Here is a 15,253-nt window from a genome sequence, read left to right on the forward strand (position 1 = left end):
ACAGCGAGATCAGTCCCAGTCCCAGGTGATCCCGAGGATCCCGCGCCGCACCGACTGCTCCACCAGGTGCACCGCCCGGTGCCGGCCGCTGGGCGTGAGGTCCACGACGCCGGTGCGCGGGGCCTCGGGCCCGCCCCGCGCGAAGCGCCGGCAGCGCACCGGCAGGGCCGCTTCGTCGAAGCCGACCTGGAGCATGTACTGGCCGCCGGCGTAGCTGAACCCGCGCACGTACTCGCTGCTGCGGGCGCCCGTACCGTCCTCGATCACATAGCCGAAGACGTGGGTGTCCCCGCGCCGCAGCCGCGCGTCGAAGAGCAGCTCCGCGACCACCACCCCCGACTCCGGGTGGCACCGCACCCGGCCCGTGCGGCAGTTCTCGTACGCCGACACGCGGATCCGGGACACGTCGCAGCCGGGGTCGCCGTGGTGGACGGCCAGGTAGCGGTCGACCCCGTCCCGGTGCGCCCGGACGATCTGCTGCGACTCGCGGACCCGCAGCTCGCCCGCCGCGCCGATGCGGACCCGCTCGTGGTGCCCGACCGAGTGCAGCCCGCCGTCCGGCGGGAGGTCCATACCGTCCAGCAGCCGCTCCACCGTCCCGCCCATGCTGAACAGGGCCCGGTACGAGCGGGTGGGCGGTCGGGCGGGCCCGGGGCCGGCCTCGGGCGCGGCCAGCAGACGCAGGAGGGCGCCGTCGGGCAGTTCCAGGATCCGCTCCAGGGCGCCGACCGCCCGCAGCGACTCGGGGTGACGCGGCCGCCGGGCGCCCTGCTGCCAGTAACTGAGGCTGGTGACACCGACCTTGATGCCCTGTGCCGCGAGCCGGTGCTGGACCCGGTGGAGGGGAAGTCCGCGGGCGGCGAGGGCGGCGCGCAGGGCGAGGTGGAAGGGGCCGCCGCGCAGCAACCGGCCGAGTTCCGCCGTGTCGCCGGTCGGTCGCATGGCGACTCCTCTGTGAACGTTCACACGGGCCGGCGCGGGGGATCGCGGCGACGGCTCCGGGGGACCAGGTGACACCACAGCAACCGTTCACACCGCAGCCCCACCGTTCACACCGCAATGTCAACGCGTATTGAAGCGTGTTGACCTGATCGCGACAACTCCCTGATGCTCCTGAACAGCGTCCGGACGCGCTCCTCCACCCCCCAATCCCCACACTGGGAGGAACGCGATGCGCAACCGAAACCGGCGGCTTTCCCCAGCCGCCTCCCTCACCGCCGTGCTCACCGCCCTGCTGCTCGCCCTGCCCATAGGCACCGGCACGGCCGCCGCTGCCGATGCCGGCACCGACTCCGCCCTCGCCACCAAGCGCCTGAACATCACCATGCAGGCGCAGACGAAGACCAACTGGTGCTGGGCCGCGGGCGGCAACACCATCGCCACCTGGTTCGGCCGGAACTACAGCCAGAACCAGTTCTGCAACGCCGCCTTCAACCGCCAGCAGGGCAGCGAATGCCCCAACAACCAGGCCACCCTCGGCAACGTCCAGACCGGGCTGCGCTGGGCGGGCATCAACCCCGGCTCGTACGTCAACGGCTGGCTCCAGTACTCCACCGTCCAGACCGAGATCAACGCCGACCGGCCGATCGAGACCCGGATCCAGTGGTCCAACGGCGGCGGTCACATGCACGTCGTCTACGGCTACGACACCGCGAGCAACTGGGTCTACTGGGGCGACCCCTGGCCCTCCAGCGACCGCTACAACTGGGCCTCGCACGCCTGGTACGTCAACAACAACACCTTCTCCTGGACCCACTCGCTCTACCGGATCGGGGCGTGAGCGCCATGACCCTGCGTGCCACCGCCGCAGCCGCGGTCCTCGCCGCCACCGCCCTCCTCGGCCTCGCCCCGCTCGCGGCCGCGGCTCCCGGGGGTCCCGTGCCGCAGCCCGGGGCCGCCACCGCCGAGAACCGGGCCGCCGCCGGGCGAGCGGCCACCGCACCCGACACCCTGGCCACGCTCTCCCGCTTCTTCGCCCGGGAGGGCAAGGTCTCCCTCACGGCCGCGCAGCCCCGGATCGAGGGCGAGGCGATCCCCGTCAACCACCTGTCCCCGGAGTTCGTCGCGGGCAGAGCGGGCGCGTCCGTCGCCCGGCTGGAGTTCCTCGCCAGCAGGGCCGTCTCCTCCGACGGGCAGCAGGCCGCGCTGTGGACGGCGCGTACGGAGGCCGGCTGGCAGGTCGTGAACATCGCCACCGGCGACGACGAGTTCCGCTACGCCCGGCTGGGTGCGGAGAAGCTGCCCGGGGGGACGGTGTTCCGGGAGCCGCAGATCGACGCCTGGTACGTGACCGCGGGCAGCAGGGTGCTGCCGCTGGACGAGGACGCCGTGCGGGCCGTGGGCGCCGGGGGTACGAACCTGGCCGCGTACCGCGTGCGCGTCGCTCGGGCGTACGGGGACAAGCTGCCCGGGTCCTCCTACGCGGAGTCCGGCGAGGCCGGCGGGTACGCGGAGGGCGTCGCGCCGGCCGCAGGGACTCCGGTCCCGGTGGTCGCCGCGGGCGGGGCGCTGGTGCTCGGCGGGGCCGGTGTGCTGCTCGCCCTGCGGCGGCGCCGGGTGGCTGGGGCGTAGCCCTCGCGGGGCCCGGCCGTCCGCCAGGCGGTCGGGCCCCGCAGGCCGGGGGGGCTCCGCCCCCGCGCCCCCGCGCCTCACACGCCGGCGGGGCTGGTTCGCCGGGCAGAGCCCGCGGAGCCACGCGCAGCGGGGCGCCCGGATCCGCGGACCGCGCCGGAGGCGTACGGACTGTTGTCGGTGGGCGCAAGTAGGGTGGTTGGCATGGCCGACCCTTCCAGCTACCGTCCCGAGCCGGGACAGATCCCTGACTCCCCGGGGGTCTACAAGTTCCGCGACGAGCACCGCCGGGTGATCTACGTCGGGAAGGCCAAGAGCCTGCGCCAGCGCCTGGCCAGCTACTTCCAGGACCTCGCCGGCCTGCATCCCCGTACCGCCACCATGGTGACCACGGCCGCCTCCGTCGAGTGGACCGTGGTGTCCACCGAGGTCGAGGCGCTCCAGCTGGAGTACTCGTGGATCAAGGAGTTCGACCCCCGGTTCAACGTCAAGTACCGGGACGACAAGAGCTACCCCTCCCTCGCCGTCACCCTCAATGAGGAGTACCCGCGGGTCCAGGTCATGCGGGGGCCCAAGAAGAAGGGCGTGCGCTACTTCGGGCCCTACGGACACGCCTGGGCGATCCGCGAGACCGTCGACCTGATGCTCCGGGTGTTCCCGGTCCGGACCTGCTCCGCGGGCGTGTTCAAGCGCTCCGCCCAGATCGGCCGGCCCTGCCTGCTCGGCTACATCGGCAAGTGCTCCGCCCCCTGCGTCGGCCGGGTCACCCCCGAGGAGCACCGCGAACTGGCCGAGGATTTCTGTGACTTCATGGCCGGCCGCACCGGCACCTACCTCTCCCGGCTGGAGAAGGAGATGCACGCGGCGGCCGAGGACATGGAGTACGAGAGGGCCGCCCGGCTGCGCGACGACATCGGGGCGCTGCGCCGGGCGATGGAGAAGAACGCCGTGGTGCTCGCCGACGCCACCGACGCCGACCTGATCGCCGTGGCCGAGGACGAGCTCGAAGCCGCCGTGCAGATCTTCCACGTCCGCGGCGGCCGGGTCCGCGGTCAGCGCGGCTGGGTCACCGACAAGGTCGAGGCCGTCGACACGGCCGGACTCGTCGAGCACGCTCTCCAGCAGCTGTACGGCGAGGAGAAGGGCGAGGCCGTGCCCAAGGAGGTGCTGGTCCCGGCGCTCCCCGAGGACACGCCGGTGCTGAGCCAGTGGCTCGCCGACCGGCGGGGGTCCCAGGTCAGCCTGCGCATACCGCAGCGCGGCGACAAGAAGGCCCTCATGGAGACCGTCCACCGCAACGCGCTCCAGTCCCTCGCCCTGCACAAGACCAAGCGCGCCAGCGACCTCACCACGCGTTCCCGGGCCCTGGAGGAGATCGCCGAGGCCCTGGACCTCGACAGTGCCCCGCTGCGCATCGAGTGCTTCGACATCTCCCACCTCCAGGGCGACGACGTCGTCGCGTCGATGGTCGTCTTCGAGGACGGCCTGGCCCGCAAGGGCGAGTACCGGCGCTTCCAGATCAAGTCCTTCGAGGGGCAGGACGACGTCCGCTCCATGCACGAGGTGGTGTCCCGGCGCTTCCGGCGCTACCTCCAGGAGAAGCTGAAGACGGGGGAGTGGGACCCCGAGGACGCCGAGGCCGCCGGGGAGGCGCCCGAGGACGACGGGAAGCCCAAGCGGTTCGCGTACCCGCCGCAGCTCGTCGTGGTCGACGGCGGCCAGCCGCAGGTCGCCGCCGCCAAGCGGGCCCTGGAGGAGCTCGGGATCGACGACGTCGCCGTGTGCGGCCTGGCCAAGCGGCTGGAGGAGGTCTGGTTGCCCGGCGAGGACGACCCGGTCGTGCTCCCGCGCACCAGCGAGGGCCTCTACCTGCTCCAGCGGGTCCGTGACGAAGCCCACCGTTTCGCCATCCAGTACCAGCGCAACAAGCGCGGCAAGCGCCTGAAATCCGGGCCGCTGGACGAGGTGCCCGGCCTCGGCGAGAGTCGCAAGCAGGCCCTGGTCAAGCACTTCGGTTCGGTGAAGAAGCTGAGACAGGCGACAATCGACCAGATCTGCGAGGTCCCGGGCATAGGCCGGAAGACGGCCGAGACCGTGGTTGCGGCCCTCGCCCGGGCGGTTCCCGCCGGTCCTGCCGTCAACACGGCCACAGGAGAGATCATTGAGGATGAGACCCCCGCGCCAGCGGGAGCATCGTCCGAACGGGGGACCGAGCAATGACCGAGCACGAGACCACGCACGACCGAGACGGAGCACAGGTGAGTACGGGCACGACAGTGGAGCCCGGCGAGACCGCCGAGGCGGCCATCCCCGAGCTGGTGATCATCTCCGGTATGTCCGGGGCCGGCCGCAGTACGGCAGCCAAGTGTCTGGAGGACCTCGGCTGGTTCGTCGTCGACAACCTCCCGCCGGCTCTGATCCCGACCATGGTGGAGCTCGGTGCCCGCTCCCAGGGCAACGTGGCGCGCATCGCCGTCGTCGTGGACGTCCGCGGCCGCCAGTTCTTCGACGCCCTGCGCGAGTCCCTCGCCGACCTCGACAGCAAGGGCGTCACCCGCCGCATCGTCTTCCTGGAGTCCTCCGACGACGCGCTGGTCCGCCGCTTCGAGTCGGTCCGCCGCCCGCACCCGCTCCAGGGCGACGGGCGCATCACCGACGGCATCGCCGCCGAGCGCGACCTGCTGCGCGAGCTGCGCGGCGACGCCGACCTGGTGATCGACACCTCCAGCCTGAACGTGCACGAGCTGCGCGCCAAGATGGACGCCCAGTTCGCCGGGGACGAGGAGCCCGAGCTGCGGGCCACCGTCATGTCCTTCGGCTACAAGTACGGCCTCCCCGTCGACGCCGACCTGGTCGTCGACTGCCGCTTCATCCCCAACCCGCACTGGGTCCCGGAGCTGCGCCCCTTCACCGGGCTCAACGAGGAGGTGTCGGGGTACGTCTTCAGCCAGCCCGGCGCCAAGGAGTTCCTCGACCGCTACACCGAGCTGCTCCAGCTCATCGCCACCGGCTACCGCCGCGAGGGCAAGCGGTACGTGACCATCGCGGTCGGCTGCACGGGCGGCAAGCACCGCAGCGTGGCCATGTCCGAGAAGCTCGCCGCCCGCCTCGCCTCCGAGGGAGTCGAGACCGTCGTAGTCCACCGGGACATGGGGCGCGAGTGACCGCTCGGACCCCGCGGCTGAGCCGCCTGCGCCGCCTCACCCCGGGACGGGGCGAGGACGGCGTGGGCCGCTCCGGCCGTCCCGGCCGCCGGCGCGGCGCCACCCCCAAGGTGGTGGCGCTCGGCGGCGGCCAGGGCCTGTCGGCCTCCCTCGCCGCGCTGCGGCGCATCACCGGTGACCTCACCGCGGTGGTCACCGTCGCCGACGACGGCGGATCCAGCGGCCGGCTCCGCGAGGAGCTCGGCGTGCTCCCGCCCGGCGACCTGCGCAAGGCGCTGGCCGCGCTGTGCGGGGACGACGACTGGGGCCAGACCTGGGCCCGGGTCATCCAGCACCGCTTCCAGTCCGAGGGCGATCTGCACGGGCACGCGGTCGGCAACCTGCTGATCGTCGCCCTGTGGGAACAGCTCGGCGATCCCGTCCAGGCCCTCGACCTGGTCGGCAAGCTGCTCGGGGCCCAGGGCCGCGTCCTGCCGATGTCGGCGGTGCCGCTGGAGCTCCAGGCCCTGGTCAGGGGGCACGACCCGGCCCGTCCCGAGGACGTGGACACCGTCCGCGGGCAGGCCACGGTGGCGCTGACCCCGGGCGAGGTGCTCTCCGTACAGGTGGTGCCGAGCGACCCGCCGGCGGTGCCGGAGGCCGTCGCCGCGGTCCTGGACGCCGACTGGGTGGTGCTCGGTCCGGGGTCGTGGTTCTCCTCCGTCATTCCGCACCTGCTGGTGCCGGAACTGCTGGAAGCGCTGATGGAGACGAAGGCCCGGCGGGTCCTCTCGCTGAACCTCGCGCCGCAACCCGGCGAAACAGAGGGCTTCTCTCCGCAGCGTCATTTGGAGGTTTTGGCCCGACACGCCCCTAAACTCGCCCTGGACGTGGTGCTGGCCGACGAGGCCGCCGTGCCCGACCGCGAGTCCCTCGCCGATGCCGCGAAACGCTTCGGTGCCGCGGTCGAGCTGGCTCCCGTGGCCAGGCAGGACGGTTCTCCGAAGCACGATCCGGAGCTGCTGGCCGCCGCGTACGACCGTATTTTTCGGATGCATGGAAGGATCGGCCCATGGCGATGACGCCTGCGGTGAAGGATGAGATCTCCCGCCTGCCCGTCACCCGGACCTGCTGCAGGAAGGCGGAGGTCTCGGCGATCCTTCGGTTCGCGGGCGGGCTGCACCTGGTGAGCGGCCGCATCGTCATCGAGGCGGAGCTGGACACCGGGATCGCCGCCAGACGTCTGCGCAAGGACATCCTGGAGATCTTCGGCCATTCCTCGGACCTGGTGGTGATGGCACCCGGCGGACTGCGCCGCGGCAGCCGCTACGTGGTCCGCGTCGTGGCCGGCGGTGACCAGCTGGCGCGGCAGACGGGCCTCGTGGACGGCCGCGGCCGCCCCATCCGGGGTCTCCCGCCGCAGGTGGTCTCCGGGGCCACCTGTGACGCCGAGGCGGCCTGGCGCGGCGCCTTCCTGGCCCACGGCTCGCTCACCGAGCCGGGCCGGTCCTCCTCACTGGAGGTCACCTGCCCCGGCCCGGAGGCCGCCCTGGCCCTGGTGGGCGCCGCCCGCAGGCTGTCCATCGCCGCGAAGGCGCGCGAGGTGCGCGGAGTGGACCGGGTCGTCGTCCGCGACGGCGACGCGATCGGAGCCCTGCTGACCCGGCTCGGCGCGCACGAGTCGGTGCTGGCCTGGGAGGAGCGGCGGATGCGGCGCGAGGTGCGCGCCACCGCCAACCGCCTGGCCAACTTCGACGACGCCAACCTGCGCCGCTCGGCGCGCGCCGCGGTGGCCGCCGGAGCCCGCGTCCAGCGCGCGCTGGAGATCCTCGGCGAGGAGGTCCCCGAGCACCTGGCGGCGGCCGGCCGGCTGCGCATGGAGCACAAGCAGGCCTCCCTGGAGGAGCTGGGCGCGCTCGCCGACCCGCCGCTGACCAAGGACGCGGTGGCCGGCCGGATCCGCCGCCTGCTGGCGATGGCCGACAAGCGGGCCCAGGACCTCGGCATCCCGGGCACCGAGTCGAACCTCGACCTCAGCGAGGAGATGGCCGACAACATGGCCGGCTAGCCGAATCGGCAGCGGTTTCCGGATTCGGCCGAAGGGGCCCGCGCGATCACTCGTGCGGGCCCCTTTGCCGCACGCCCCATTGACATGAGCATGGGCCGGTCTTGAGTCTGGCGTCCGAACGCTTTCGTGGCAGACGACGCCCAGGGGGGCACATGAGTCACCGCGCGAGATCGATCCTCGCCGCAAGCGCACTCGTCTTCGGAACCACACTCGCCGTGCTGCCCGCCGCGGCACAGGCCCAGCCGGGACCCGGCGCCGCATCCGGCGCCGACGAGGTACGGGTCTACGACGCCGACATCACCCGGGAACAGGTCCCGCTCGTCCTCGCCGCGGGACAGGACGCGCACGAGCTCTCCGAGCGGGCCCCGGAGACCGGGACGGCCCGGGTCGAGCTGTTCCTCAGCGGCGCCCAGGCCGAGGAACTGGCCGCCCAGGGCGTCAAGCTGAGCGAGCGCAAGGTGCCCGCCCAGGGCCTGGCCCGCGCCAAGGCGGCCGGCGACGGGGTGTTCCGCCCGTACAGCGGCAAGGGCGGCCTCCAGGAGGAGATCCTGCGGACCGCGCAGGAGAACCCGGGACTCACCAAGGTCGTCTCCATCGGCAAGACCGTCCAGGGCAAGGAGATCCTCGCCCTCAAGGTCAGCAAGAACGCCGGGAGGACCAGGGACGGCGACAAGCCGGCCGTGCTCTACATGTCCAACCAGCACGCCCGTGAGTGGATCACCCCCGAGATGACCCGGCGGCTGATGCACCACACGCTCGACAACTACGGCAAGGACCAGCGGATCACCAAGCTGGTGGACACCAGCGAGCTGTGGTTCCTGCTTTCCGCCAATCCCGACGGGTACGACTACACGCACGCGGCCGACGGCCAGCGGCTGTGGCGCAAGAACCTGCGCGACAACGACGGCAACGGGAAGACCGGTCCCGGCGACGGGGTCGACCTCAACCGGAACTTCGCCTTCAAGTGGGGTTACGACAACGAGGGCTCCTCGCCGAACCGGGCGAGCGAGACCTACCGCGGCCCGAGCGCCTCCTCCGAGCCCGAGACCGTCGCCCTCGACCGCTTCGAGAAGCGCATCGGCTTCGAGTACGCCGTCAACTACCACTCCGCGGCCGAGCTGATCCTCTACGGCGTGGGCTGGCAGGTGGCCACCCCCACCCCCGACGACGTCGCCTACAAGGCGCTCGCCGGCACCCCGGAGAACCCGGCCGTCCCCGGCTACTACCCGCAGGTCTCCTCCGAGCTCTACACCACCAACGGCGAGGCCGACGGCCACGGCGCCAATGTCAACGGCATCATGATGTTCACGCCGGAGATGACCACCTGCCAGACCGCCTCGGCGAGCGACCCGAACGACCAGTGGAAGCCCGAGGACTGCGCCTCCGGCTTCAACTTCCCGGACGACGAGAAGCTCATCCAGGCCGAGTTCGCCAAGAACGTCCCCTTCGCGCTGTCGGTCGGCGAGAGCGCCGCGAATCCGGACCGTCCGGCGTCGTCGGTGGGCCTGAGCGCCGCGGACTTCACGGTGGACGCCTTCGCCACCTCCTACGCCGCCCGCGGCGAGGACCAGGCGGTCTCCGTCACGGCCCGCAAGGCGCTGAAGGACAAGGAACTCAACTTCCGCATCAACGGCGGCCGCACGCACGACGAGGACCTGAAGCCCTGGAAGGGCGGCGAGGTCTACGGCGGAGACGACAACAACTGGTTCGACGAGTACCGCGCCGAGGTCGACGGCGCGAAGCCCGGGGACAAGGTCGAGGTCTGGTTCACCGGCCGCGACCGCTCCGGCAAGCAGGTCTCCAGCGAGCACTTCACGTACACGGTGGCCGAGCGGCCGCGCGCGGACGTCCTGGTGATCGCGGAAGAGGGGGCCAAGGCCCAGCACGCCCAGACCTACGTCGACGCCCTGCGCGCGAACGGCAGGTCCGCGGCGGTCTGGGACGTCGCCGTCCAGGGTGTCCCGGACCACCTCGGCGTCCTCTCCCACTTCGGTACGGTCGTCCACTACACCGGGGCCAAGACCCCCGGCGGCGACACCCAGTTGGCCGTGCGCGACTTCCTGAACGAGGGCGGCAGGCTGATCGAGGCCGGTGAGCTCGCCGGCGGCAACGCCCAGGTCGGCCGCGCCGTGACCAACGACTTCAGCCAGTACTGGCTCGGCGCCTACGGCCGTACGAGCACGCCCGGAGCCACCGGCTTCGCCGGCGCCGGCGCCCTGAACGGGGCGCGGGGCAACGTGGGCGACGCCGCGGGCAATCCGCTCAACGCCCCCGGCGGGTACACCATCACCTCCGACACCCTGGCGCCCGCCGCGTTCCCGCAGTTCAGGAGCGCCCAGGGGGGAGCCTTCACCGGGGTCGTGAACCCGTACGCGCCCTACGCCGGCTCCGGCATGGCCTCGGCCCTGCACGCCGACGACGACTGGAAGCGCCTCGTCCGTACGATCGACCTCACCGGTGTCACCGCGGCCGACCAGCCGAAGCTCAAACTGGCCCTCAACTGGAACACCGAGGAGGGCTACGACCACGCGGCCCTGGAGGCCCGGACCGCCGGCGGCGACGACTGGACCACGCTGCCGGAGGCGGGCGGCCTGACCGGCAACACCGTCCCGGAGGAGTGCGCGGCCGGGTTCTTCATGAACGGCCACCCGTTCCTGCGCCGCTACCTCACGCTCGACGCGGGCGGCTGCACCCCGCAGGGCACCAGCGGCCAGTGGAACAGCTTCACCGGTTCCTCCGGCGGCTGGAAGCAGGTCTCCTTCGACCTGAGCGCCTACGCGGGCCGGAGCGTCGAACTCTCGCTCTCCTACATCACCGACCCGGGCTCGGGCGGCCGCGGCGTCTTCGCGGACGAGGCGCGCCTGTCCGTCAACGGCGCGGACCGGGACGTCGAGGGATTCGAGAGCTCCCTCGGCGCGTGGACGGCGCAGGCCGCGCCTGCCGGAAGCCCCGAGGTTCCGGGCGACTGGTCCCGGACCGGGGAACTGTTCAAGTCCTATGCGGCGGTCACCACGCGTGACACCGTGCTGCTGGGCTTCGGCCTGGAGCACATGCCGACGGCGGCGGACCGAGCCCTACTCGTCGGTAAGGCACTTCGTTCGCTGCACCGCTGATCAGAGCCCCGGTCCTCATTCACCCTGAGTGACCGGGGCTCAGGTCCCGAGGTCCCGTTCCACCGCGTCCGGAACGGGACCCCGGGGCGTGTCAGGCCCCGACCGATGTCACCCAAAAGCTCACGGAGAGGTAGGGTCGTAAGCGGTCGGGGACATCCCATACAGCTCGCCGGCGCTCTTACCGGCGCACCAACGAGGAGATCGGTTCGTGACGATCCGCGTAGGCATCAACGGTTTTGGTCGAATTGGCCGTAACTATTTCCGGGCGCTCCTGGAGCAGGGAGCGGACATCGAGATCGTCGGTGTCAACGACCTGACTGACAACGCGACCCTGGTGCATCTGCTCAAGTACGACACCATCCTGGGCCGACTCAAGGCCGAGGTCTCCCACACCGACGACAGCATCACCGTCGGCGGCCAGACCTTCAAGACCTTCGCCGAGCGTGACCCCGCCAACCTCCCCTGGGGTGAGCTGGGCGCCGACATCGTCATCGAGTCGACCGGCATCTTCACCAAGAAGGCCGACGCCGCCAAGCACATCGCCGCGGGCGCGAAGAAGGTCCTCATCTCGGCTCCGGCCAAGGACGAGGACATCACCATCGTGATGGGCGTCAACCACGACAAGTACGACGCGGCCAACCACCACGTCATCTCCAACGCCTCCTGCACCACCAACTGCGTGGCGCCGATGGCCAAGGTCCTCGACGAGAACTTCGGCATCGTCAAGGGCATGATGACGACGGTCCACGCGTACACGAACGACCAGCGCATCCTGGACTTCCCGCACTCGGACCTGCGTCGCGCCCGCGCCGCCGCCGAGAACATCATCCCGACCTCCACCGGTGCCGCCAAGGCCACCGCGCTGGTCCTCCCGCAGCTCAAGGGCAAGCTGGACGGCATCGCCATGCGCGTGCCGGTCCCGACCGGATCGGTCACCGACCTGGTCCTGGAGCTCTCCCGCGAGACCACGGTGGAAGAGATCAACGCGGCCTTCCAGAAGGCCTCGGAGGGGCAGCTCAAGGGCATCCTCGACTACACCGAGGACGCGATCGTCTCCTCCGACATCGTGAACTGGCCCGCGTCCTGCACCTTCGACTCCTCCCTGACCATGGTTCAGGACGGTACGCAGGTCAAGGTCGTCGGCTGGTACGACAACGAGTGGGGCTACTCCAACCGTCTCGTCGACCTCACCGTCTTCGTCGGCGGTCAGCTCTAAGAACGTAGGGCAAGGCACCACGATGTGAGCACAGGGTCCGAGCAGCGCAACGAAGCGCCGCACGGGCCCTGTTGCTTGCCTCGTTATTTCCTTCCTCGCCCTTCGAGTGAAGGCTAAAGGAGTAGAAATACATGAAGACGATCGATGAACTGCTCGCCGAGGGCGTCAAGGGCAAGCGGGTCTTCGTCCGCGCGGACCTGAACGTCCCGCTGGACGGCGGCACCATCACCGACGACGGCCGCATCCGCGCCGTCCAGCCCACGATCGCGAAGCTCGCCGAAGCCGGCGCCCGCGTCATCGTGGCCTCGCACCTGGGCCGCCCGAAGGGCACCGGCGTGGAGCCGGCGTTCTCGCTCGCCCCGGCCGCCACCCGCCTCGGCGAACTCCTCGGTGCGGACGTCGCGTTCGCCACCGACACCGTCGGCGCCTCCGCCAAGGAGACCGTCGCGGCCCTCACCGACGGCCAGGTCGCCGTCCTCGAGAACCTGCGCTTCAACGCCGGTGAGACCTCCAAGGACGACGCCGAGCGCGCCGCCTTCGCGGACCGGCTCGCCGAGCTCGCCGACGTCTACGTGGGCGACGGCTTCGGCGCCGTGCACCGGGGGCACGCCTCGGTCTTCGACCTGCCCGCCCGCCTCCCGCACGCGGCCGGCTACCTCATCGCCACCGAGGTCGGCGTCCTGAAGAAGCTGACCGCCGAGGTCGAGCGCCCGTACGTGGTGGTCCTCGGCGGCGCCAAGGTCTCCGACAAGCTCGCCGTCATCGACCAGCTGCTCGGCAAGGCCGACCGCATCCTCATCGGCGGCGGCATGGCCTACACCTTCCTCTACGCCAAGGGCTACGAGGTCGGCATCTCCCTGCTCCAGAAGGACCAGGTGGAGGTGGTCAAGGAGTACATGCAGCGCGCCGAGGACACCGGCGTCGAGCTGGTCCTCCCGGTCGACGTGCTGGTCTCCTCGGAGTTCCCGGACCTGAAGACCAAGGCCCCGGCCGCCTTCGAGATCGTCGACGCGGACAAGATCCCCGCCGACAAGGAAGGTCTGGACATCGGCCCCAGGACGCGCGAGCTGTACGCGTCGAAGATCGCCGACGCGAAGACCGTCTTCTGGAACGGTCCGGTGGGCGTCTTCGAGCACCCCGACTACGCCGGCGGCACCAAGGCCGTCGCCCGGGGCCTGCTCGACAGCAGTGCCTTCACCGTCGTCGGCGGTGGCGACAGTGCCGCCGCGGTCCGCATCCTGGGCTTCGACGAGAATGCTTTCGGCCACATCTCGACCGGTGGCGGCGCCTCCCTCGAATACCTCGAGGGCAAGACGCTCCCCGGCCTCGCCGCCCTGGAGGGCTGAACCCGTATGACCACGCGCACCCCGCTCATGGCGGGCAACTGGAAGATGAACCTCAACCACCTCGAGGCCATCGCCCACGTCCAGAAGCTCGCCTTCGCCCTCGCCGACAAGGACTACGACGCCGTCGAGGTCGCGGTCCTGCCGCCCTTCGTCGACCTGCGCTCCGTCCAGACCCTGGTCGACGGCGACAAGCTGAAGATCAAATACGGCGCCCAGGACATCTCCGCGCACGACTCCGGCGCCTACACCGGTGAGATCTCCGGCCCGATGCTGTCGAAGCTGAAGTGCACGTTCGTGGCCGTCGGCCACAGCGAGCGCCGCCAGTACCACGGCGAGACCGACGAGATCTGCAACGCCAAGGTCAAGGCCGCCTACCGGCACGGGATCACCCCGATCCTGTGCGTCGGCGAGGGCCTGGACGTCCGCAAGGCCGGCCGGCAGGTCGCCCACACCCTGAGCCAGCTGGACGGTGGCCTGGAAGGCGTACCGGCCGAGCAGGTCGAGTCCATCGTGATCGCCTACGAGCCCGTCTGGGCCATCGGGACCGGCGAGGTCGCCACCCCCGACGACGCCCAGGAGGTCTGCGGGGCGATCCGCGGCCGTCTCGCCGAGCTGTACTCGCAGGAGCTGGCCGACAAGGTCCGCATCCAGTACGGCGGCTCCGTGAAGTCCGGGAACATCGCGGCGATCATGGCCCAGCCCGACGTCGACGGCGCCCTGATCGGCGGCGCGGCACTGGACGCGGACGAGTTCGTCAAGATCGTCCGCTTCCGCGACCAGTGAGTATGCGGTAGGGCGGATCCGTCGTACCCTTGCGGGGGCCAGGGGCTGAACCATCAGCCACTGGCCCCCGCGCACATCTCGCAAAGCCGGAAAGCCCGAAAAGCCAGAAAGTAGGAATCAGCCGTGATTATGGGGTTCTCGATCGCCCTGATCGTCTTCAGCGCCCTGCTGATGCTGCTCGTGCTGATGCACAAGGGCAAGGGCGGCGGCCTCTCCGACATGTTCGGCGGCGGTATGCAGTCGTCGGTCGGCGGTTCCTCCGTCGCGGAGCGCAACCTGGACCGCATCACCGTGGTCGTGGGTCTGCTGTGGTTCGCGTGCATCGTCGCGCTCGGCCTGCTGATGAAGGCGAGCAGCTGACCGTTCTGGCCATTCCGGCAGTCCGGTCGGCACCACCCGGCCTACTATGAGGGTCGGCGTTCATGGCGTGGAATCAGTAACTCCGCTCACTGGACGTGCGTTGGGCCTTACGTAGACTTGGGCGCTCCGCGGCAGAAATCCACTCACACTCCGCGGCACCATCACGCAGGGAGTTACGACCGTGGCAAGTGGCAACGCGATCCGTGGTAGCCGGGTCGGAGCGGGGCCGATGGGTGAGGCAGAGCGCGGCGAGTCCGCGCCCCGCCTGCGCATCTCCTTCTGGTGCTCGAACGGGCACGAGACGCAGCCGAGCTTCGCCAGCGACGCGCAGGTGCCGGACACCTGGGACTGCCCGCGCTGCGGGTTCCCGGCCGGCCAGGACCGGGACAACCCGCCCGCCCCGCCGCGCACCGAACCGTACAAGACGCACCTGGCGTACGTACGGGAGCGGCGCTCGGACGCCGACGGCGAGGCGATCCTCGCCGAGGCGCTCGCCAAGCTCCGCGGCGAGATCTGAGACGGCCCGGAGCGACGGCCCGAAGCACGTGACACCAGGCCCGGTGCCACAGGAACTTCTCCTGTGGCACCGGGCCTCTTTGTGTGCGTTCTGCCGCTTGTGATCCCTTAAGTTGGAGGACGGCGGGGCACGACAG

At 70.9% G+C, this 15,253-nt stretch carries 13 protein-coding genes; 12 read left to right on the forward strand and 1 reads right to left on the reverse strand.

Annotated elements, in window-relative coordinates; all coding sequences use genetic code 11:
- Positions 1-9 precede the first annotated feature (9 nt).
- On the reverse strand, positions 10-942 hold the full coding sequence (locus tag OG373_RS29015; RefSeq protein WP_405441261.1) for a hypothetical protein: 933 nt from the start codon (positions 940-942) through the stop codon (positions 10-12).
- Between the two features lie 229 nt (positions 943-1,171).
- Between OG373_RS29015 and OG373_RS29020 the strand changes: the two genes are divergently transcribed.
- The 12 genes from OG373_RS29020 (at position 1,172) to OG373_RS29075 (ending at position 15,117) form a co-directional block, all read left to right on the forward strand.
- Complete coding sequence (locus tag OG373_RS29020; protein WP_405441262.1) at positions 1,172-1,780, forward strand: papain-like cysteine protease family protein; 609 nt, start codon at positions 1,172-1,174, stop codon at positions 1,778-1,780.
- A 5-nt stretch (positions 1,781-1,785) separates the two neighbouring features.
- The gene (locus tag OG373_RS29025) at positions 1,786-2,571 is read left to right on the forward strand and encodes a hypothetical protein (RefSeq protein WP_405444241.1); all 786 of its coding nucleotides are present in this window, start codon (positions 1,786-1,788) and stop codon (positions 2,569-2,571) included.
- Positions 2,572-2,775: 204 nt separating this feature from the next.
- Positions 2,776-4,791: an excinuclease ABC subunit UvrC gene (uvrC, locus tag OG373_RS29030; protein WP_397735263.1), complete on the forward strand. Its 2,016-nt coding sequence runs from the start codon at positions 2,776-2,778 to the stop codon at positions 4,789-4,791.
- The gene (gene rapZ / locus OG373_RS29035) at positions 4,788-5,735 is read left to right on the forward strand and encodes an RNase adapter RapZ (RefSeq protein WP_030720410.1); all 948 of its coding nucleotides are present in this window, start codon (positions 4,788-4,790) and stop codon (positions 5,733-5,735) included. Before uvrC ends, rapZ begins: the two co-directional genes overlap by 4 nt.
- Positions 5,732-6,796, forward strand: a complete 1,065-nt coding sequence (yvcK, locus tag OG373_RS29040) for a uridine diphosphate-N-acetylglucosamine-binding protein YvcK (protein ID WP_405441263.1) — start codon at positions 5,732-5,734, stop codon at positions 6,794-6,796. The genes rapZ and yvcK overlap by 4 nt, the downstream gene beginning before the upstream one ends.
- Positions 6,787-7,782, forward strand: coding sequence for a DNA-binding protein WhiA (whiA, locus tag OG373_RS29045; protein WP_030009075.1), 996 nt, complete (start codon positions 6,787-6,789; stop codon positions 7,780-7,782). Before yvcK ends, whiA begins: the two co-directional genes overlap by 10 nt.
- 152 nt (positions 7,783-7,934) lie before the next feature.
- On the forward strand, positions 7,935-10,895 hold the full coding sequence (locus OG373_RS29050; protein WP_405441265.1) for a M14 family zinc carboxypeptidase: 2,961 nt from the start codon (positions 7,935-7,937) through the stop codon (positions 10,893-10,895).
- A 208-nt stretch (positions 10,896-11,103) separates the two neighbouring features.
- Positions 11,104-12,111, forward strand: a complete 1,008-nt coding sequence (gap, locus tag OG373_RS29055; protein ID WP_030009077.1) for a type I glyceraldehyde-3-phosphate dehydrogenase — start codon at positions 11,104-11,106, stop codon at positions 12,109-12,111.
- Between the two features lie 131 nt (positions 12,112-12,242).
- The gene (locus tag OG373_RS29060) at positions 12,243-13,457 is read left to right on the forward strand and encodes a phosphoglycerate kinase (protein WP_405441267.1); all 1,215 of its coding nucleotides are present in this window, start codon (positions 12,243-12,245) and stop codon (positions 13,455-13,457) included.
- Positions 13,458-13,463: 6 nt separating this feature from the next.
- Positions 13,464-14,240, forward strand: a complete 777-nt coding sequence (gene tpiA, locus OG373_RS29065; RefSeq protein WP_405441269.1) for a triose-phosphate isomerase — start codon at positions 13,464-13,466, stop codon at positions 14,238-14,240.
- A 129-nt stretch (positions 14,241-14,369) separates the two neighbouring features.
- The gene (secG, locus tag OG373_RS29070; RefSeq protein WP_189973883.1) at positions 14,370-14,600 is read left to right on the forward strand and encodes a preprotein translocase subunit SecG; all 231 of its coding nucleotides are present in this window, start codon (positions 14,370-14,372) and stop codon (positions 14,598-14,600) included.
- A 181-nt stretch (positions 14,601-14,781) separates the two neighbouring features.
- Positions 14,782-15,117 carry an RNA polymerase-binding protein RbpA gene (locus OG373_RS29075; RefSeq protein WP_010352468.1) on the forward strand — a complete coding sequence of 112 codons (336 nt, stop codon included), beginning with the start codon at positions 14,782-14,784 and terminating at the stop codon, positions 15,115-15,117.
- Positions 15,118-15,253: the final 136 nt, after the last annotated feature.

It is taken from the genome of Streptomyces avidinii (genome assembly GCF_045161815.1).
Lineage (GTDB): Bacteria > Actinomycetota > Actinomycetes > Streptomycetales > Streptomycetaceae > Streptomyces > Streptomyces avidinii.

What these genes read in the sequence shown, in the direction of transcription:
- OG373_RS29015 (WP_405441261.1), bottom strand. Translation starts at nt 942, where the DNA reads ATGCGACCGACCGGCGACACGGCGGAACTCGGCCGGTTGCTGCGCGGC.
- OG373_RS29020 (WP_405441262.1), top strand. Translation starts at nt 1,172, where the DNA reads ATGCGCAACCGAAACCGGCGGCTTTCCCCAGCCGCCTCCCTCACCGCC.
- OG373_RS29025 (WP_405444241.1), top strand. Translation starts at nt 1,786, where the DNA reads ATGACCCTGCGTGCCACCGCCGCAGCCGCGGTCCTCGCCGCCACCGCC.
- uvrC (WP_397735263.1), top strand. Translation starts at nt 2,776, where the DNA reads ATGGCCGACCCTTCCAGCTACCGTCCCGAGCCGGGACAGATCCCTGAC.
- rapZ (WP_030720410.1), top strand. Translation starts at nt 4,788, where the DNA reads ATGACCGAGCACGAGACCACGCACGACCGAGACGGAGCACAGGTGAGT.
- whiA (WP_030009075.1), top strand. Translation starts at nt 6,787, where the DNA reads ATGGCGATGACGCCTGCGGTGAAGGATGAGATCTCCCGCCTGCCCGTC.
- OG373_RS29050 (WP_405441265.1), top strand. Translation starts at nt 7,935, where the DNA reads ATGAGTCACCGCGCGAGATCGATCCTCGCCGCAAGCGCACTCGTCTTC.
- OG373_RS29060 (WP_405441267.1), top strand. Translation starts at nt 12,243, where the DNA reads ATGAAGACGATCGATGAACTGCTCGCCGAGGGCGTCAAGGGCAAGCGG.
- tpiA (WP_405441269.1), top strand. Translation starts at nt 13,464, where the DNA reads ATGACCACGCGCACCCCGCTCATGGCGGGCAACTGGAAGATGAACCTC.
- secG (WP_189973883.1), top strand. Translation starts at nt 14,370, where the DNA reads ATGGGGTTCTCGATCGCCCTGATCGTCTTCAGCGCCCTGCTGATGCTG.